This window comes from Hymenobacter sp. H14-R3 (assembly GCF_030063445.1).
In the GTDB taxonomy this organism is placed as follows: domain Bacteria; phylum Bacteroidota; class Bacteroidia; order Cytophagales; family Hymenobacteraceae; genus Hymenobacter.
Map to the genome: position 1 here is coordinate 324,725 of NZ_JASITD010000002.1, position 18,022 is coordinate 342,746.

General features: G+C 59.4%; 16 protein-coding genes. 3 read left to right on the plus strand and 13 right to left on the minus strand.

The genetic code is table 11. The features are described 5' to 3' along the window. Window positions 1–216 precede the first annotated feature (216 nt). Both QMK33_RS03440 and QMK33_RS03445 read left to right on the plus strand, forming a co-directional pair. Complete coding sequence (locus QMK33_RS03440; RefSeq protein ID WP_283563148.1) at window positions 217–699, plus strand: VOC family protein; 483 nt, start codon at window positions 217–219, stop codon at window positions 697–699. Window positions 700–1,331: 632 nt separating this feature from the next. Next, the gene (locus QMK33_RS03445; protein ID WP_283563149.1) at window positions 1,332–2,219 is read left to right on the plus strand and encodes a sugar phosphate isomerase/epimerase family protein; all 888 of its coding nucleotides are present in this window, start codon (window positions 1,332–1,334) and stop codon (window positions 2,217–2,219) included. Between the two features lie 82 nt (window positions 2,220–2,301). Here the strand turns inward: QMK33_RS03445 and QMK33_RS03450 are convergent, their stop codons facing one another. From QMK33_RS03450 to QMK33_RS03500, 11 genes are all read right to left on the minus strand, one after another. Next, complete coding sequence (locus QMK33_RS03450) at window positions 2,302–3,084, minus strand: 3-keto-disaccharide hydrolase (protein WP_283563150.1); 783 nt, start codon at window positions 3,082–3,084, stop codon at window positions 2,302–2,304. A gap of 27 nt (window positions 3,085–3,111) precedes the next feature. Continuing rightward, on the minus strand, window positions 3,112–3,996 hold the full coding sequence (locus QMK33_RS03455) for a sugar phosphate isomerase/epimerase family protein (RefSeq protein ID WP_283563151.1): 885 nt from the start codon (window positions 3,994–3,996) through the stop codon (window positions 3,112–3,114). 171 nt (window positions 3,997–4,167) lie between these two features. Continuing rightward, window positions 4,168–5,055 (minus strand): hydroxypyruvate isomerase family protein, encoded by an 888-nt coding sequence (locus QMK33_RS03460; RefSeq protein WP_283563152.1) that lies wholly within the window; start codon window positions 5,053–5,055, stop codon window positions 4,168–4,170. Between the two features lie 11 nt (window positions 5,056–5,066). Next, window positions 5,067–5,540: a c-type cytochrome gene (locus QMK33_RS03465; RefSeq protein ID WP_283563153.1), complete on the minus strand. Its 474-nt coding sequence runs from the start codon at window positions 5,538–5,540 to the stop codon at window positions 5,067–5,069. A 12-nt stretch (window positions 5,541–5,552) separates the two neighbouring features. Continuing rightward, window positions 5,553–6,605: a sugar phosphate isomerase/epimerase family protein gene (locus QMK33_RS03470; RefSeq protein ID WP_283563154.1), complete on the minus strand. Its 1,053-nt coding sequence runs from the start codon at window positions 6,603–6,605 to the stop codon at window positions 5,553–5,555. A 7-nt stretch (window positions 6,606–6,612) separates the two neighbouring features. Beyond that, complete coding sequence (locus QMK33_RS03475) at window positions 6,613–7,764, minus strand: Gfo/Idh/MocA family protein (protein WP_283563155.1); 1,152 nt, start codon at window positions 7,762–7,764, stop codon at window positions 6,613–6,615. A gap of 24 nt (window positions 7,765–7,788) precedes the next feature. After that, window positions 7,789–9,039, minus strand: coding sequence for a nucleoside permease (locus tag QMK33_RS03480; RefSeq protein WP_283563156.1), 1,251 nt, complete (start codon window positions 9,037–9,039; stop codon window positions 7,789–7,791). Window positions 9,040–9,214: 175 nt separating this feature from the next. Then, entirely contained in the window at window positions 9,215–9,820 is a 606-nt protein-coding gene (locus QMK33_RS03485) for a gluconate 2-dehydrogenase subunit 3 family protein (protein WP_283563157.1), read from the minus strand. A gap of 13 nt (window positions 9,821–9,833) precedes the next feature. Next, window positions 9,834–11,510 carry a GMC oxidoreductase gene (locus tag QMK33_RS03490; RefSeq protein ID WP_283563158.1) on the minus strand — a complete coding sequence of 559 codons (1,677 nt, stop codon included), beginning with the start codon at window positions 11,508–11,510 and terminating at the stop codon, window positions 9,834–9,836. A 153-nt stretch (window positions 11,511–11,663) separates the two neighbouring features. Beyond that, the gene (locus QMK33_RS03495; protein WP_283563159.1) at window positions 11,664–13,382 is read right to left on the minus strand and encodes a GMC oxidoreductase; all 1,719 of its coding nucleotides are present in this window, start codon (window positions 13,380–13,382) and stop codon (window positions 11,664–11,666) included. Beyond that, complete coding sequence (locus QMK33_RS03500; RefSeq protein WP_283563160.1) at window positions 13,369–13,938, minus strand: gluconate 2-dehydrogenase subunit 3 family protein; 570 nt, start codon at window positions 13,936–13,938, stop codon at window positions 13,369–13,371. Before QMK33_RS03500 ends, QMK33_RS03495 begins: the two co-directional genes overlap by 14 nt. A 789-nt stretch (window positions 13,939–14,727) precedes the next feature. Here QMK33_RS03500 and QMK33_RS03505 point away from each other — a divergent pair. Next, a complete protein-coding gene (locus tag QMK33_RS03505; protein WP_283563161.1) occupies window positions 14,728–15,225 on the plus strand; it encodes a nucleoside deaminase in 498 nt (165 codons plus the stop codon). 6 nt (window positions 15,226–15,231) lie between these two features. On the opposite strand, the gene QMK33_RS03510 is transcribed toward QMK33_RS03505, so the two are convergent. Further along, on the minus strand, window positions 15,232–15,783 hold the full coding sequence (locus QMK33_RS03510) for a GNAT family N-acetyltransferase (RefSeq protein ID WP_283563162.1): 552 nt from the start codon (window positions 15,781–15,783) through the stop codon (window positions 15,232–15,234). A 188-nt stretch (window positions 15,784–15,971) separates the two neighbouring features. Then, window positions 15,972–17,993, minus strand: a complete 2,022-nt coding sequence (gene gyrB, locus QMK33_RS03515) for a DNA topoisomerase (ATP-hydrolyzing) subunit B (protein ID WP_283563163.1) — start codon at window positions 17,991–17,993, stop codon at window positions 15,972–15,974. Window positions 17,994–18,022 lie beyond the last annotated feature (29 nt).

The window sequence follows — 18,022 nt, forward strand, 5'->3', positions numbered from 1 at the left end:
TACTAGCCGTTAGCTACTAGCTTTTGTTTTGATTAACAAGTAGTTGCGAAGAGTACGAGTGCCGTCTCATTTCGCCTGACTACTTCCTGACAAGCCGTTTGCGCTGATTTTGTGGCGGGAGCGGCCCCGCTGCAAGTTAGGCCGCCGGGCGGGGCTTGCCGGGTTAGCGGCCCGCGCTTCCGTTAGCTACCCACTTCCATAATCCCACCCAATCTTATGCTTTTCAATAGCTTACGCATAAAATACCTCGTTGTGCTGGGAGGCCTGCTGGCCGCCGCGGCCCCCGGCCTGGCTTCGCGCGCGGCGGCGCAGGAGGTGCCGGTGGCCGTCAACCACACGGCGCTCTACGTGCATGACCTGGCCAAGAGCGCGGCGTTTTACCGCGATGTGATGAACCTGACCGAGATTCCGGAGCCGTTTAAGGATGGCAAGCACATCTGGTTTCGCACCGGGGCCCACAGCCAGCTGCACGTCATTCAGGGCGCGGCCAAGGTGGAGCCGCACGACATCAACTCGCACCTGGCTTTCCGCGTCAACGACCTTAAGGCCTTTATGGCGCGCCTCGACCAGGCGCACGTGCGCTACGGCACCTGGCAGGGCGAGCAGAAGCTGACTACCGTGCGCCCCGACGGTATCAAACAGGTGTATTTCCAAGACCCGGATAATTTCTGGCTGGAGGTGAATGATGATAAGTTTTAGGGTATCGCCCTGGTGGCACCTTACCCCCTAGCCCCGACGCTTCCAACTTCACGCTGATAGCCCCCTGGGCCGGTGGCCTGCACGGACACCAGCCGCCGGGCCACAATGCCGCGGACAACTACCTGTTTTGCAAGGCAAAATTACTGCCCTCCTGCCGGAGCAGGGGGTACTTTTTCGGCAGAAAGCGCTTCAAAATCCTCCTAAACAGACCTTCCGGCCCTGGCTGCACGTTTTGGGCACCCTGCTTCGCGTTAGATAATCGGTGGCCGATACTTCGGGCGGGCCTCCCTCCTTTTCGCGGGCAGCTATGGTGGCTGGGTGCGGCGGCGGGCGGCCTCCATAAGGCAGCGCGGCGGCAGCGGACCCGCGGGCGGTGGCCCCGCAAAGGGGGGCTGCTGGACGTTGAATTACTAAGTTTTTCGCGGTAAGCTGCTGGGCAACGAGCGCTTTGGCCCCAAATTTTCTTTTACTCCGGCTCGTTACGCTCCTGAAGTAATGGCTGGTAATTCGCTGAATATAGGCCGCTTAGCACGCGCCTACTGCCAAGATTACGCGGCTGCTTTATATTGCCTCCCCAATTCCGCCCGCCCATGCGGCGCACTTTCTTTCCACCCACCCCATTTCTCCCTGCTATGACCACCCGCCGAAGCTTTCTGACCGCCGCCGCGCTGCTTTCTGCCAGCTTGCTGGTAGCGCCCTCCGCGTTTGCCGCCTACAACAAGCGCTACGTGGGCTTGCAACTCTACACCGTGCGCGAGGCCATGGCCAAAGACCCCGCCGGCACGCTGGCCCACCTGGCCAAAATCGGCTTCAACTCGGTAGAGGGCGCCACCTACACCGGCAGCCAGCAATTTTACGGCATGACGCCCCAGGCCTTTGCCGCGCTGCTCAAGCAAAACGGCCTCATCATGCCCAGCAGCCACTACCGCCTGGGCGAGGAGCAAGCCAACGGGGCCCCCGTGCGGGGCACCATGCTCCACGACTGGGACCGCGCCGTGGACGATGCCGCCGCGGCGGGCGTCAAATACATGGTGTGCGCCTATCTGTCGGAGCCTGAGCGCGGTAACCTTGACCACTACCAGTACATTGCCGAGCAGCTCAACAAGGCGGGCGAGCGCGCCCACAAGGCCGGCTTGCAGCTCTGCTACCACAACCACGACTTCGAATTCCAGGCCCAGGACGGCAAGCTGCCCTACGACCTGCTGCTCACCAGCACCGACAAAGACCTGGTAAAGATGGAGTTGGACCTGTACTGGGTAACTAAGGCGGGCCACGACCCACTCGCCCTCTTCAAGCAGCACCCCGGCCGCTTCCCGCTCTGGCACGTCAAAGACATGGACCGCACGCCGCAGCACGCCTTCACCGAAGTAGGCAACGGCAGCATCGACTTTAAGAAGATATTCGCCCACGCCGACGAGGCGGGCCTCGCCTATTTCTTTGTGGAGCAGGATGTTACGCCCGGCTCGCCGTTTGATAGTATCACGCAGAGCATCAACTACATCAAGAAGAATTTGGTGTAGGCAGCACTCCTAGCCCGCAAAAAAGAACGTCATGCTTGGGCAAACCCAGCATGACGTTTTTTCATAACATACTAATAACAAACTACTTATCCGCTGACAGCTCCCGTATCCAAATGTTGCGGAAGCTGAGCGGCTCGCTCTTATCGCCGTGGGCTTGCAGCTTGATGGGGGCCGCACCGTGGGCCTGGTAGCTGGGCGGGCCAATGTACTGGGTGGGGCCTTTCAGGGTCACGTTGTTTTGCACGAGCACGCCGTTGAGCAGTACCGTTACGCGGGCGGGCGTAGCCATGGCGCCGCCGGCGGCGAAGGTGGGGGCCGTCCACACAATGTCGTACACCTGCCACTCGCCGGGCTTGCGGGTGGGGTTGGCCAGCGGTATCAGTTGCTTGTAAATGCTGCCGGCCATGCCGTTCACGTACGTCTTGTTGTTGTACGAATCCAGCATTTGCAGTTCGTAACCGAGGTCGCCCTTACCGAGCGACGCCAGAAACAGGCCGCTGTTGCCGCGCGCCTGGCCGGTGCCGCTGATGTTGGCCGGCACGCGCCACTCTAGGTGCAGCTGGTAGTTGGTGAAGGAGCGCTTGGTTTCGATGTTGCCAGTGCCCTTTTTCACCGTAAACATGCCGCCCGACACCGGCCACGGCGCGGCCACGCTGTGGTCGTCGGTCGAGGTCCACTGGTCAAGGTTTTTACCGTCGAACAGCACAATGGCGTCATTGGGGGCGTCGCCGACGGTTTTGCCGGGCGTCACCACCTTAGGCACGGGCTCCCACACCTCCGTGTCCTCGGGCTTGCCGGTTTGCTGGGCGTGGGCGGCCCCCACACCGAGGGCCAAGAGAGCGGTAGCAGCCAGGCGAATGTTCATGCGCGAAAGGGTGGGTTTAGAGGAAAGTTATTTCAGAGCGGGCAGCAAGCTTTTCTTGATGTACGCCGCACTCTGCGTAATGCTTTTATAGGCGTCCATGCCGAAGTTTTCCTGCTCCACAAACGGGTGCTTGAGCCCAGCCACGGTAGCGTGGGCAAAAATCTTTTTGAAGTCAATGGACCCCGCTCCTACTTCAGTATTCAACTCCGGCTTGGCCTTGTCCATGTCCTTCACGTGCCAGAGCGGGAAGCGCTTGGGATGCGCCTGCATCAGCTTAATGGGGTCCTGGCCGGCCCGCACCACCCAGTAAATGTCCAGCTCAAAATCAACCAGCGCCGGGTCGGTTTCCTTCAGCATCACGTCATACAACGTGTTGCCGCCCAGTACTTTAAACTCAAAGTCGTGGTTGTGATAGCCCAGCCGCAGGCCCGCCGATTTACACAGCGCACCAGCCTTGTTGAGCTTCGTAGCAATGGCCTTAAAATCAGCCACCGACGTGCGCACTTTGTCATCCAGATACGGCACAATGAGGTAGGTTTGCCCACTGGCCTTGGCCGCCTGTATGTAGGCGGTGAGGTCGTCCTCATTACCCGTGCTCATAAACGCGCCCATGTCGTAGTGGCCGCTGGTGGTAGTGAGGCCATTGGCTGCCAGCGCCGCCTTCAACTCCGGGGCCGTGAGCCCCCAGAAGTGCTTGTCGCGGCTGTAGCCGTAGGTTTCCACGGTCTGGTAGCCGGCTTTGGCCACTTTCGCCAGCGTGCCCTTCACGTCTTTGCCGATGTAGTCGCGCAGGCTATACAGCTGCAAGCCCACTTTGGGCGCGGCCGGCGCGGCCAGCAGCAGCCCCGGCGCCGTCAGCGACACGGCGGATAGTACGCCAACTTGCTTTATAAAATCCCGGCGTTGCGTCATAGTATTGGTAAATTTTTAGTGTGATTCAGAACGTCATGCTGAGCTTGCGGAAGCATCTCGCCCGGGGTACCAGCTCAATCGTTAGCTCCGCTGACCTTCGGTTCAACAATGCGCGCGAGATGCTTCCCCGCGGTCTGCATGAACTATGCCAGCGCGCGCAAGCAACTACCCCTACACGTCGCACAGCAGCACCGCTTTGCGCAGGGAGGCCAGCTTATCGGCCTGCGTGGGCACGAACTCCTGGGCCACAAATCCCGTGAAGCCCGTAGCCTTGATGGCGCGCACAATGGCCGGGTAGTTAAGCTCTTGTGAGTCGTCTAGTTCGTGGCGGCCGGGCACGCCCGCCGTGTGGTAGTGCGCAAAGTAGGCGTGGTGGTCGGTGATGGTTCGGATGATGTCGCCCTCGTCAATCTGCATGTGGTAGATGTCGAAGAGCAGCTTGAAGTTTTCGGAGCCCACGCGCTTGGCCAGGGCCACGCCCCAGGCACTGCGGTCGCACTGGTAGTCGTGGTGGTCGATTTTGCTATTGAGCAGCTCCATCACCAGCACCACGTTGTGCTGGGCGGCCAGCTTCAGCAGCGGCGCGAAGCCCTGCACGCAGTTGGCCAGGCCGGTTTCGTCGCTCATGCCGCGGCGGCTCCCGCTAAAGCAAATCAGGTTTTTGTAGCCCGCCCTGGCCACCAGCGGAATCATCTCAGCGTACCGCTTTTGCAGCGCCGCGTGGTACTTGGGGTCGTTGAAGCCATCGGTCAGGTTCAGCTCCGCGCCGTTGCACATCGGCGAGTCGAGGCCGTACTTTTTGAGCGTGGGCCAGTCGGCCGGGCCCACTAGGTCAATGCCTTGCAGGCCCATGCCCTTGGCGGCGGCGCACAGCTGGTCGAGCGGCATATCGCCAAAGCACCAGCGGCAAACGGACTGCTTGATATTGTTTTTCAACACTGCCTTTGCTAGGGGTTGGTCGGCTGAGGCAAAAGCACTTAGCGCACCCGCTACGCCGGCCGCGGCCGTGCCGGCCAGCAGGTTTTTGAGCGCCGTGCGGCGAGTGGGTTGCGGGGCCATTGTGGGAAGCTTTACTTGAGACTCAGAATATACTTGGTCATTTCCTTGGCATCGGCCAGGGCCAGCGTGGGGTGCGGCGTCATGGGGATTTCGCCCCAGTTACCCTTACCGCCGGTAATGATTTTATTACCCAGCATCGCAATGTTGGCGGCGGTGGCCGGATACTTCTGGGCTATTTCGACGTAGGACGGGCCCACCACCTTTTCATTCTGCTTGTGGCAGCCGCCGCAGTCGGAGCCGGCAATTAGTTGCGCCCCTTTATTCATGACCCCGCCCGAGTGCTCGGTGCCGATTTTGGTCACGTTGGTGTCTACCTGCACTTGGTTGGCCACGGCCGCAACTTTGGCGCCGGCCGTCGTGTCGTGGGCAGTAGCATCGACCGGGGTAGTTACGGTCGCTTGGGTATCGGCCCCGTCGGGCTTGTAGCCCGAGTCGCAGGCGGCAACCAGCGCGCCGAGGCTGAGGAGCAAAGCAATTTTTTTCATAGGAGGCGGCGGTTAGATTCCGAGCAGGGAGTTGTTGAAAGTGGGGTTGGCCGCGGTAGCTACAAAGTCGTCAAAAGCTTTGTCAGTCACACGGATAATGTGGTCTTTGATAAATTGGGCCCCTTCGCGGGCCCCATCTTCGGAGTTCTTAATGGCGCACTCCCACTCCAGCACGGCCCACCCGGGGAAGTTGTACTGCGCCATCTTGCTGAAAATGGCCTTGAAATCGACCTGGCCATCGCCCAGCGAGCGGAAGCGGCCGGCGCGGTCCAGCCAGGGCTGGTAGCCGCCGTACACGCCCTGCCGGCCGGTGGGATTAAACTCGGCATCCTTCACGTGGAACATCTTGATGCGCTCGTGGTAGATGTCGATATACTCCAGGTAATCAAGGCATTGCAGTACAAAGTGCGAGGGGTCGTAGAGCAGGCAGGCGCGCGGGTGGTCGTTCACCTCCGTCAAAAATCGCTCGTAGCTGATGCCATCGTGAATGTCTTCGCCGGCGTGCGTTTCGTAGCACAAATCCACGCCCTGGGCATCAAACTCGTCCAGAATGGGCAGCCAGCGGCGGCCCAGCTCCGCAAAGCCGGTTTCGACCAGGCCGGCTGGGCGCTGGGGCCAAGGGTACACCATGGGCCACAGCAGCGCGCCGCTAAACGTGGCGTGCGCCTTCAGGCCCAGCCGGCGCGAGGCCTTGGCGGCTGCCTTCAGCTGCTGCACGGCCCACTGCTGGCGCGCAAACGGGTTGTTACGGTACGCCTCGGGCGCAAAGCCGTCAAACAGCTGGTCGTAGGCCGGGTGCACGGCCACCAGCTGGCCCTGCAAGTGGGTCGAGAGCTCGGTTATTTCCAGGCCGGCGGCGTTCACCTTGCCCTTCAGCTCGTCGGCGTAGGTCTGGCTGTCGGCCGCCAACTGCAAGTCAATGAAGCGCGTATCAGTGGTGGGCAGCTGAATACCCTTGAAACCCAGGTCTTTGGCCCAGGCACAAATGCCCTCCAGCGTGTTGAAAGGGGCTTCGTCGCCGATGAACTGGGCCACAAAAACGGCCGGTCCCTGGATAGTAGTCATAGCTTAATCAAACGGTGAATTCGGTCCATTTTTCAGTCGATTTACCCGAGGCAATAACGTGCTCGATAAACGCCATGCCCCGCACCCCATCGCTAATACTCGGGAAATCAAGCATTTCGGGCGTGGCGGGTGTGCCATTGGCCCGCGCTTGCAGCGTCAGGGCAAAGTTGCGGTAGAGGTTGGCGAAGGCCTCAATATAGCCCTCGGGGTGGCCGGCCGGCACGCGGGCATTGTGCTGCGCAAAAGAGCCGACGTAGCCGGTACCGGTACGCCGAATCTCGGCCGGGCTATCCAACCACCTCACCAGCAGGGTATTGTTATCGGCCTGCTGCCACTCTACCCCGCCCTTATCGCCATACACCCGAATCTTGACGTTGTTTTCCTCGCCGGCCGCAATCTGCGAGGCCATGAGCACGGCGCTGGCCCCGTTATTGAGCTTTAGCAGCACCGCCCCATCGTCATCGAGTTGCCGCCCGGCTACTACCGTGTTTATGTCAGCACACAGCTTAACCACTTGCAGGCCAGTTACATATTCCAGCAGGTTGAAGGCGTGCGTGCCAATGTCGCCCATGGCCCCGGCCACGCCGCTGCGGGCGGGGTCGGTGCGCCAGGCGGCCTGCTTGTTGTCGCCGCCCTCCTCAAACTTGCTCAGCCAGCCCTGCGGATACTCCACGTAGGCCTTGCGAATAGGCCCCAACGTGTTGGCGGCCAGCAACTGGCGCGCCTCCTTCACCATGGGGTAGCCGGTGTAGGTGTGGGTGAGGCAGAGCAGGCAGCCGCTGGCCTCGGCCACGGTTTGCAGCTGCTTGGCCTCGGCCAGCGAAAAGGTCATCGGCTTGTCGAGGATGACGTGGAAGCCGTTTTCGAGAGCCAGCCGAGCGGGCTCAAAATGCAAATAATTGGGCGTTACGATGGCAATAACCTGCACCCGCTCGGCCGCCGGCCGCTGCTTTTCGCGGGCAATCAGGTCCTGAAAGGAGCCGTATACGCGGTCGGGCGCCAAGCCCAGCAGCACGCCGGTAGCCGCCGACTTGGCCGCGTCACTGCTAAACGCGCCCGCTACTAGCTCATACAGGCCATCGAGGTTGGCCGCCAGGCGGTGCACCGCGCCAATAAAGGCCCCGGTACCTCCGCCAATCATTCCCAAGCGTAACTTCATACTAAAAATCAGTAAATCAGCTGCTTATACTTCCAGGCGGGCCTTGGTTTCGATGAAGCTCATTTCCTCGGCCGGCACGCTCACGCGCTGGTCTTTGAAAAGGAGCAGGAACGCGACCAGCACGGCCGCCGCAATGGCCGCCGGAATCAGCCAGATGGTTTGCCAGTCGTGCAGATTAACCTTAATTATATGGGCATCAACAATCTGGCCGCTCAGCAGCGAGCCAATGAGCATACCCACGCCATAGGTGGCCAGCGTGATGAAGCCCTGGGCCGCGCTTTTCGACTGCTCGCCGGCCAGCTTATCGGTGTAAATCTGGCCCGTTACGAAGAAGAAATCGTAGCAGATGCCGTGCAGCACAATGCCCGCAATCAGCATCCAGTAGTTGCTGTCGGCGTTGCCGAAGGCAAAGAATACGTAGCGCACCACCCAGGCCAGCATGCCGATGGCCAGCATTTTCTTCACGCCCAGGCGGGCAAAAAACACCGGAATAAGCAGCATGAACAGCACCTCCGAGACCTGCCCGAGGCTCTGCACGCCGGCCGCCGACTTCATACCCACTTCGTTGAGAAACGGGTTGGTGAAGCCGTAGTAGAAGGACAGCGGCACGCAAATAGCCACCGACGCCAGGAAGAAAATCAGGTATGAGCGGTTTTTCAGGAGCCGGATGGCGTCAAGGCCCAGCAGGTCGCCCATGGTGGTGGGGCCAGCCTTTTTCACCGGCGGCGTGGCAGGCAGCAAAAAGCTGAAGCCCCCAAGCAGCGCCGACGCGCCGGCCGCCATTTTGAGCGTGAGCACCAGGGTGCCGCTTTCCTCCCAGCCCAGCTTGGCAATGGTGAGACCGGCCACAATCCAGCCCACGGTGCCCAGCACCCGAATATTGGCAAACTCCTGCTGCGGATTCTGCATTTGCCGGAAGGAGATGGAGTTAACCAGCGCCAGCGTGGGCATGTACAAAATCATGTAAATCAGGATGTATGGGTAAAACGCCCCAAAATCGGGGGCGCCCGCTGCCTGCCACAGCAGCACAGCCCCGGCCAGGTGCAGCACACCCAATATCTTCTGGGCCGAGAAAAACCGGTCGGCAATCAGCCCGATAACGAAAGGCGCCACAATGGCCCCGATGGACTGGGTGAGGAACGCCACGCCCACCTGAATGCCGCTGGTGTGCAGGTTTTGCAGCAGGTACGTACCCAGCGTCACAAACCAAGCGCCCCAGATAAAGAACTCCAGGAACATCATCAGGGACAGTTTGAAGCGAACGGTCGGCGTCATAAGCAGCGGGTGGGAAAAGGCAGGTGGTGATTAGGGCGTAATCGTTGGCATGCAGACCGCCGGGAGACATCGCGCGTGGAGTAGTAATCTCACTCGTTCAACGGTTTTGATTGCTGCCGCGCGCGATGCTTTCCGGCGGTCTGCACAACGTTCTTTACTAGTAGCCAAGGTGTTATCAGCTGGTAGCCCAGGCGCGGTCACCTTTTTTGTAAGGCACATTACCGTCGTACTTACCAGGCACGGGCAGGTAGCGTAGCGCCTTGGTAGCACCCGCTTCGGAAGTGAAAAAGCCGAGTAGCGTCAGCTCCTTCATCATGCGGAAATAGTGGCTGGGGTCGTCCTTGCGCTGGTTTTGGGTGAACTGCTTCTGCTCCTTATCCAGGGCCGTGAGGAAGGCGGTGCGCTGGGCCGGGTCGCAGGCCAGGAAGGCTTTGCCCTGCATTTTCTGGCAATCCTGGTCGAGTCTGGTGAGGCCGGTAAGGAAAACTTGCTGGTCGGCGGGCTTGTAGCAGTCGCGCACCATCACCTCCATAAAATTGCCGACTTTGGCGGCCTTGGCCCCCGGCGTGCTGGTGGCGGGCAAAATGGTTTCGCCCACCTCATCGAGCAGCCCAATTTGGGTGGGCGTGAAGGCTACTTTGGCCCCGCCGGCGGTACCCGAGGTGTCGGTTTTAGCTTCCTCCTTGCCGGGTGAAGAGCAACTGGTCAAAAAATAATCGGCTCCAATAACGGTGCCGCCCATCAGGACGGCCACGCGGGCGAGGGCGTTGCGGCGGTTCATAACAGGCTGTTAGTTAAATGTTTTGCTTTTTCATTTCGCTCACAGCGTGGTCCACGGCGCGGGCCGTGAGGGCCATATAGGTCAGCGAGGGGTTTTGGCAGGCGGCCGAGGTCATGGCCGCGCCGTCGGTCACGTACACGTTGGGCGCGTCCCACACCTGGTTGTGCTGGTTGAGCACCGACGTTTTGGGGTCGCGGCCCATACGGGCGGTGCCCATCTCGTGGATGCCGCCGCCCAGCACCGAGCTGCCGTTGTAGGTTTTCACGTTTTTGAGGCCCGCTTTTTCGAGCATTTCCTGGGCGTCGTTCATCATATCGACGCGCATTTTCAGTTCGTTTTCCCGAATGTGCGCATCCATTGATAACACGGGCAGGCCCCACTTGTCCTTCTTGGTTTTGTCCAAGAACGTGCGGTTATCGTGGTAGGGCAGCGTTTCGCCGAAGCCTGTCATGCCCATCGTCCACTTGCCAGGCTCGGTGAGCGCGTCCTTAAACTCGCCGCCGATGCTCATTTCCGGAATTTCGCGGCTCCAGCCCTCGCGGCCGGCGCTGCCCTGGTAGCCAAAGCCGCGGATGTAGTCGCGCTTATCGCCAAACAGGTTGCGGAAGCGCGGCACGTAAATGCCGTTGGCCCGGCGGCCATACGTGTACTTGTCCTCAAAGCCCTCCACGTCGCCGTGCGCGCCGGCCCGGAAGTGGTGGTCCATCAGGTTGTGGCCCAGCTCGCCGCTGCTGCTGCCCAAGCCCTCGGGCCACACGTCGGTGGCCGAGTTCATCAGCACCCAGGCCGAGTTGAGGGCCGAGGCGTTCAGGAAAATAACCTTGGCGTAGTACTCGTAGGTCTGGTTGGTTTCGGCATCGAGCACCTCCACGCCCTTGGCGCGCTTGGTGTCTTTGTCGTACAAGATTTTAGTAACAATCGAAAACGGCCGTAGCGTGAGGTTGCCGGTGGCCACGGCCGCGGGCAGCGTGGCCGACTGCGTACTGAAATACGCCCCAAACGGGCAGCCCAGCCAGCACTTGTTGCGGTACTGGCAGTTGGTGCGGTTGTGGTGCGGCATCGTCAGGTTGGCCGTGCGGCCAATCACCATGTGCCGGTTTTTGAAGTTCTTTTTGATGCGGGCGGCCACGTCTTTCTCCACCACGTTCATCTCCATGGGCGGCATAAACTCGCCGTCGGGTAGCTGCGGCAGGCCATCGCGGTTGCCGCTGATGCCCGCAAACTTCTCCACGTAGCTATACCACGGCGCCAGGTCTTTGTAGCGAATGGGCCAGTCCACGGCGATGCCGTCCTTGGCGTTGGCCTCAAAATCGTAGTCGCTCCAGCGGTACGACTGCCGGCCCCACATGAGTGAGCGCCCACCCACCTGGTAGCCCCGAAACCAGTCAAAAGGCTTCACCTCCGTATAGGGGCTCTCCTTTTCATTGACCCAATAGTCGAGGTTAGCTTCGTTCAGCGTATAGTCGCGCCCCAATACCGGGTAGTCGGCTATCATTTGCTGGGTTTTGCCGCCGCGGTGGGGCAGCTCCCAGGGCGCTTTATTGGCGTTTACGTAATCTTTTACGTGCTCGATGTTGCGGCCACGCTCCAACATTATTGTTTTTAATCCTTTTTCAGTCAGCTCTTTAGCTGCCCAACCGCCTGATATACCTGAGCCAATTACAATGGCATCATATGTGTTTTTTTCCATGAACTACTACAAAACGATAGGGTGGGAAATAGACGGAAGGAGCTGGCCTCTATTCGTTGGCTGTTTGCTTAAAGGCCAATTGGTTGTAATTAATTCGCCCGCAGCGGCATAGGTATTTTACTCCCCGGCAAGGTAGCAGTAATTACTCACTTTTCAAACCGCATCGCCGCGCTTGGCGGCGCGCACAGCGTGGTCTACGGCGCGGGCCGTGAGGGCCATGTAGGTCAGCGAGGGGTTTTGGGTGGAGGTAGACGTCATGGCGGCGCCGTCGGTTACGTACACGTTGGGGCAGGCGTGTAGTTGGTTCCACTGGTTGAGCAACGACGTCTTGGGGTCGCGGCCCATGCGCACGCCGCCCATTTCGTGGATGTCAAGGCCCGGGGCCTGCCCGGTGTCCACGGCCTTAATATTGACAAAGCCGGCTTTGGTATACATGTCGGTAAACTGCTCGAAGAAGTCCTGCTTCATCTTGGCGTCGTTGTCGTCGTAGCCCACCGATATCGACAGCAAGGGCATGCCCCACTCATCTTTGCGGGTGGGGTCGAGGCGCACGTAGTTGGTAGCCTTCGGGATGGTTTCGCCCATCATGCCCGACTGCACCCGCCACGGCCCCAGCGCCGGGCGCTCCAGCTGCTGCTTGAAATCGGCCCCCAGGCCGTGCTCGGGCTGCACCAACCCGCGCGATGCGCCAAAGCTGGTGGCGTAGCCGCGCAAGAAGTCGGTTTCCTGCTTAAACACGTTGCGAAAGCGCGGCAGGTAGCCGCCGCCCGCCGGGTTGCGGCCATCGGTGGTAAACTCCTTCAGGCCCTCGTACTCGGCCGATATGTGGGCGCTGTAGTTGTGAAACGCCACGTATTTGCCCAGCACCCCGCTGTCGTTGCCCAGGCCGTTAGGGAAGCGTTGCGAAGTAGAGTTGAGCAGCAACAGATTGGTATTCAAGGCCCCGGCATTCACAAACAGCACGGGCGCGTAGTACTCGGTAACGGCCTTAGTATGCGTGTCAATGACCCGAATGCCGGTGGCCCGGCCCTTCTGCTCGTCAAACAGGATGGACTGCACCACCAAATCGGGCTTCAGCGTGAGGTGGCCCGTCTTCATCGCCCACGGCAGGGTGGAGGAGTTGCTGCTGAAGTAGCCGCCAAACGGGCAGCCGCGCTGGCACAGCACCCGGTTTTGGCACTGCACCCGCCCCTGCTCGTAGTGAATGGGCTGGGGCTGAGATAAATGCGCGCACCGCGCACTAATAACGTGCCGGTCGGGGTGGCTCTTTTTCAGCTCCTTCCGAAAGTAGTCTTCCGCGGCGTTGAGCGGGAAGCCGGGCATAAACTCGCCATCGGGCAGCGCGGGCAGGCCGTCGCGGTTGCCGCTGATGCCCGCAAACTTCTCCACGTAACTGTACCACGGGGCCAGGTCGTCGTAGCGAATGGGCCAGTCCACGGCAAAGCCATCGCGGGCCGGGCCCTCAAAATCGTACTTGCTCCAGCGCTGGGTCTGGCGCGCCCACAGCAGCGACTTGCCCCCCACCTGGTAGCCCCGAATCCAGTCAAACGGCTTTTCCTGCACGTAGGGGTGCTCCGCGTCCTTCACCACAAAGTGCATGGCGTCCTCCTTAAACACGTAGCAGCGGCTGGCAATGGGGTTGGCCTCGCGCACGGCCAGCGGCACCTTGCCGCCGTGCGGAAACTCCCAGGGGTTGAGGTTGGTGGTGGGGTAATCCTTGTTGTGCTCTACCTGGCGGCCCCGCTCCACTACCAGGGTTTTTAATCCTTTACCAGTGAGCTCCTTAGCGGCCCAGCCGCCGCTCATGCCCGAGCCAATGACAATGGCGTCGAAGGTGCGCTCCTTTACGCTGTCGATATTAAGATTGGCCATGGTGCGGAACGGATAAATCTACTTTACTTACTGGGTAATAGCCGTTGTAGCGGCCGGGCACCAACTCATACACTACCTCCTTGGTCATGAAGTACTTACTACCCTTGTAGCCATCAGCGGTCAATTGCCGGGCCATCCGGTAAAAGCCCATCAACTCGGGCGAAAACCCGTCGGGCTGCTGGTCGATGCGCTGGAGCAAAGCCAGCCGCTGGGCCGCCGTGCTGGCCGCAAATGCCTGGCCGTGCTGCTTCTGCGCAGCGCCGTCCAGCTGCTTCAGGCCCGTCATAAACAGCTCCTGCTCCTTGGCTGGTGTGCAGTCTTTCAGCATTTTAAGCACGTAGAGATGCAGGCCCAGGTCCTTAGCTCCCGGCGTATCCGTTTTAGGGATAATGGTTTCGCAGACCTCAGCCAGCAACTGCTGCTGGTCAGCCGTCACGGCCGCGGCAGGCGGCGCGGCGGCTTGCTTGCCATCTTCCGACTGCGAGAAGCAACTAGGTAGCAAGGTGGCCGTGGCAGCCAGCAACGCAAAGTTTTTAACAGCTAATCGCCGGTTCATAGTGCGGGTAGGAAAAGAGGTAGTTACTGCAAATTACACGTTTCCCGGCTTTCCCAAACCAGCATTTCACTATTGTTCGGGCAAGAAGACCACCACGCGCTGCGGCCCGCAGGGTGCGCCAGTTGACGCAGTCAAGGCACCTCACGTCAAGGCCTGCCAAGGCCTGGCCTGGTTGGGTCGCAGGCAGCTATACCAACTCTCCAAACTAGATAACTCACGGTAAATAAGTAACTTATATTCTACTCATAGTTACCTGCGCAGCGCTGGCACAGCACTTTTGCGTAGCCGAACATAGCGCTGATAGTCCTCGGCCACAGTAGCCCTTGTGGCAACCCCATGTGGCGTACCCGGCGGCCACTACCACTACCCCGCCCGGCTACCTATGGCCTAGCTTGTGGGTATTTTTTGTTAATAAACTATCAGTAAAAAGCGAGTCTTTTTCAGCGCCAGCGGCCACTTCTGTGCGCTGGCCGCTCAAACCCAGCTTAGTTTGCCAAGCGAGGCAACACCCGTTAGTCAGTAACGGTGCCCTCAGCCTGGGCAGCCGCAGGAAGCGCCAAACCAAGCAAAAGCCCTAATTTTGCGGCCGCAGTTTTTGGGTTGCCACTCTCCTACCAGCCCGGGCTGGTAGGGCATGAAAAAAGCCCTACGCCATTAGCGAAGGGCTTTCCAACCAAAACACCTTAAAAAACTATTCTTTCACGCAGGTAGAACAAACAACCCGGCAAAAGATTCCGGTAAATCAGAAGTTTTATTACCGCGCCGAAATAATATCCTGATTATCAGCTCATGAAAAATCCCCACAGTTCACCCACCTTTCCCGAAGCCGGCTTCATGCGCGAAGCCATTCAACTTTCGCTGGAAAAGATGCAGGCCGGCTTCGGCGGTCCCTTTGGCGCGGTCGTGGTCAAAGATGGTCAGATTATCGCCCGGGGCTTCAACCAGGTCACCAGTACCAATGACCCCACCTGCCACGCCGAGGTCGATGCCATTCGCAAGGCCTGCCAAGTGCTGGGCACTTTCCAGCTCGACGGCTGCGACCTCTACACCAGCTGTGAGCCGTGCCCCATGTGCCTGGGTGCCATCTACTGGGCCCGCCCGGCGCGGGTGTTCTACGCCAACACCAAAGCCGACGCCGCCGCCATCGGCTTCGACGACCAGTTTATCTACGATGAAATAGATAAACCACTATCTGAAAGGCAGTTACCCATGCAGCAGTTCCTGCGCGAAGAGGCGCTCGTAGCATTTGAGGCGTGGGCCGCTAAGGAAGGCAAGGCTGCGTATTGAGCAGTTCTATCTTTCCACCGGCAGCTCAAACAAACTGACGGTAGAATTCTGGTAATGAGCTGGCAAGGCAGCCGTGTTTTTGAGCTTAACTAAGCCTAGGTACGTAAACCCGCAGGAAGTATAGTGCCGGATAAGTCCTTGATTATCACCTATGGTATCAAGACGCACGTATTTTTTGCCTTTCTGCCGTGCGTAACCAGTTGCCCAGGCTACAATTTTTGCTACTAAATCCTGGCCCCGAAAATCGGGGTTAGTCGCAATGCGGTGGATGTACACGGCCGGGTCAGCATTGCGTTCTTCCCAAATTTCGGGGTCGTTGTCCGTAGTTGCCCAAACGCAGGCGATAACACCGTTGATAAGCAGTTTCCACTGCCGGTTTTCCCGAATTTCCTGCTCCACCAGCGACCGCTCAAAACCCAACCAAATAACTGAATTTGGCTTGGTTTTCTGATAGTTAGTAGCAAGCTGATACAGCCTGAAAATCTCGTCAGTATCAGCATGGGTGCTATTCAGTAGTTGTAGCTGGGACATTGGTTTTAAGGCGGCAAAGCCTTGCAAGTATCTGGGTAAAAGTAGCCAACCCGTGCCAGCTAGTCCCAAAGAGACAAGCCCAGACCAAGTATCTCCATATTAAAAAAGGCCGCCCAAGAAGGCAGCCCTTTTTATATTCTCCCCTATCGCGTAGCAAAGGAGCGAAGCGACGTATCTGCGAAATCCGTTAAATCCGTTTGAATCTGCGGTCCGGGTTAGACATCGAGCTTGGCGTACTTCGCGTTTTGCTCGATGAAGTCGCGGCGGGGGGCTACCTCGTCACCCATTAGCATGGAGAAGAGGTGGTCGGCCTCGGCGGCCGAGTCCACGGTTACTTGCTTCAGGGTGCGGGTGGCGGGCTGCATGGTGGTAGTCCAGAGCTGCTCGGCGTTCATCTCGCCCAAGCCCTTGTAACGCTGCACATGCACGGTATCGGGCTTGCCACGGCCAATTTCGTCCTGCGCAAGTACGCGCTCCTCTTCGGTCCAGCAGTAGCGCTCCTCTTTGCCCCGCTTCACGAGATAGAGGGGCGGCAGGGCGATGTAGATGTGCCCCTGGTCCACGAGCTGGCGCATGTAGCGGAAGAAGAACGTGAGAATCAGCGTCCGAATGTGCGAGCCGTCGATGTCAGCATCGGTCATGATGATGACCTTGTGGTAGCGCAGCTTGTCGAAGTTGAGCGGGCCAGTTTCGTTGCCATCGTCGTCGGTGCCGAAGGCCAGTGACTTGCGCTCGTTGAACGTGACGCCGAGCGCGGTAATCATGTTCTTGATTTCCTCGTTCTCCAGAATCTTATGCTCCTGGGCTTTCTCCACGTTCAGAATCTTACCACGCAGTGGCAAAATGGCCTGAAACGCCCGGTTGCGGCCCTGCTTGGCAGTGCCACCAGCCGAGTCACCTTCGACGAGGTACAGCTCGCACACCTCGGGGTCAGAGTCGGAACAGTCGGCCAGCTTGCCGGGCAAGGAGTTGGAACCCAGCACGTTCTTGCGCTGCACCATGTCCTTGGCCTTGCGGGCGGCGATGCGGGCCTTGGCGGCCAAGATAACCTTGTCCATGATGCGGTTGGCCTGGCCGGGGTTTTCCTCCAGGTACTGACCCAGGATTTCACCTACCGCGGCGTTCACCGCGCCGCTTACCTCCGAGTTACCGAGCTTGGTCTTGGTTTGGCCTTCAAACTGCGGCTCCATCACCTTCACCGAGATAACGGCGGTGAGACCCTCGCGGAAGTCGTCGCCGGTAATATCTACCTTGGCCTTATCAAATAGCTGGCGCTTGTCGCCGTAGTTTTTCAGCACCCGCGTCACAGCCGAGCGGAAGCCCGCCACGTGCGTGCCGCCCTCAATGGTGTTAATATTATTTACGTAGGAATACACGTTCTCCTGGTAGGAAGTGTTGTACTGCAACGCTACTTCCACGGGCACACCACCCTTCTCGCTCTCCACATAGATGGGCTCGGCGAGCAGCGAAGGCCGCTCGGTGCCATCGAGGTACAGCACGAAGTCGCGCAGGCCGCCCGTCGAGTAAAACTCCTCGTAGCGGAAGCCCTCGGCGTCGGAGTGGCCCACGGCCGCATCGCCGGTCAGCACGTCGCGGCGGTCGGTGAGCGTGATGCGGATGCCCTTGTTGAGGAACGACAAATCGCGCAGGCGCCCCGCGATGGTGGCGTAGCGGTACTCGGTTTCGGTAAATATACTAGGGTCGGGCAGGAAGCGTACTTCCGTGCCGTGCTCCTCAGTATCACCAATCTCCTTCACCGGATACAGGGGCGCACCAATGCAGTACTCCTGCTCGTAGAGGTGGCCCTTGCGGCGCACGTTCACCTTGAGGTCGATACTGAGCGCGTTTACGCAGCTCACGCCCACGCCGTGCAGGCCACCCGATACCTTGTAGCTGTCCTTGTCAAACTTGCCGCCGGCGTGCAGCACGGTCATCACCACTTCGAGGGCCGAACGGCCTTCCTTGGCGTGCCAGTCCACGGGAATACCCCGGCCGTTGTCCCGGACGGTAACCGAGTTATTTTCGTTAATCGTAACCTGAATCAGGTCGCAGTGCCCCGCCAGGGCCTCGTCAATGGAATTGTCTACTACTTCCCACACCAAATGGTGGAGGCCTTTGATACCCGTATCGCCGATGTACATGCTGGGGCGCTTGCGCACCGCCTCCAGCCCTTCCAGCACCTGAATGCTATCGGCCGAATAATCGGCGGGGGCTTTCTTTTCTACTACTTCACTCATGCGAGAGAGGGGGGTTAAGCCGACTGAAA

Bases quoted from the DNA above. Each gene is read 5' to 3' on its own strand.
- QMK33_RS03485 (WP_283563157.1), bottom strand. From the start codon at position 9,820: ATGAACCGCCGCAACGCCCTCGCCCGCGTGGCCGTCCTGATGGGCGGC.
- QMK33_RS03450 (WP_283563150.1), bottom strand. From the start codon at position 3,084: ATGAACATTCGCCTGGCTGCTACCGCTCTCTTGGCCCTCGGTGTGGGG.
- QMK33_RS03495 (WP_283563159.1), bottom strand. From the start codon at position 13,382: ATGGCCAATCTTAATATCGACAGCGTAAAGGAGCGCACCTTCGACGCC.
- QMK33_RS03475 (WP_283563155.1), bottom strand. From the start codon at position 7,764: ATGAAGTTACGCTTGGGAATGATTGGCGGAGGTACCGGGGCCTTTATT.
- QMK33_RS03470 (WP_283563154.1), bottom strand. From the start codon at position 6,605: ATGACTACTATCCAGGGACCGGCCGTTTTTGTGGCCCAGTTCATCGGC.
- QMK33_RS03480 (WP_283563156.1), bottom strand. From the start codon at position 9,039: ATGACGCCGACCGTTCGCTTCAAACTGTCCCTGATGATGTTCCTGGAG.
- QMK33_RS03440 (WP_283563148.1), top strand. From the start codon at position 217: ATGCTTTTCAATAGCTTACGCATAAAATACCTCGTTGTGCTGGGAGGC.
- QMK33_RS03455 (WP_283563151.1), bottom strand. From the start codon at position 3,996: ATGACGCAACGCCGGGATTTTATAAAGCAAGTTGGCGTACTATCCGCC.
- QMK33_RS03460 (WP_283563152.1), bottom strand. From the start codon at position 5,055: ATGGCCCCGCAACCCACTCGCCGCACGGCGCTCAAAAACCTGCTGGCC.
- QMK33_RS03500 (WP_283563160.1), bottom strand. From the start codon at position 13,938: ATGAACCGGCGATTAGCTGTTAAAAACTTTGCGTTGCTGGCTGCCACG.
- QMK33_RS03490 (WP_283563158.1), bottom strand. From the start codon at position 11,510: ATGGAAAAAAACACATATGATGCCATTGTAATTGGCTCAGGTATATCA.
- QMK33_RS03445 (WP_283563149.1), top strand. From the start codon at position 1,332: ATGACCACCCGCCGAAGCTTTCTGACCGCCGCCGCGCTGCTTTCTGCC.
- QMK33_RS03505 (WP_283563161.1), top strand. From the start codon at position 14,728: ATGAAAAATCCCCACAGTTCACCCACCTTTCCCGAAGCCGGCTTCATG.
- QMK33_RS03465 (WP_283563153.1), bottom strand. From the start codon at position 5,540: ATGAAAAAAATTGCTTTGCTCCTCAGCCTCGGCGCGCTGGTTGCCGCC.
- gyrB (WP_283563163.1), bottom strand. From the start codon at position 17,993: ATGAGTGAAGTAGTAGAAAAGAAAGCCCCCGCCGATTATTCGGCCGAT.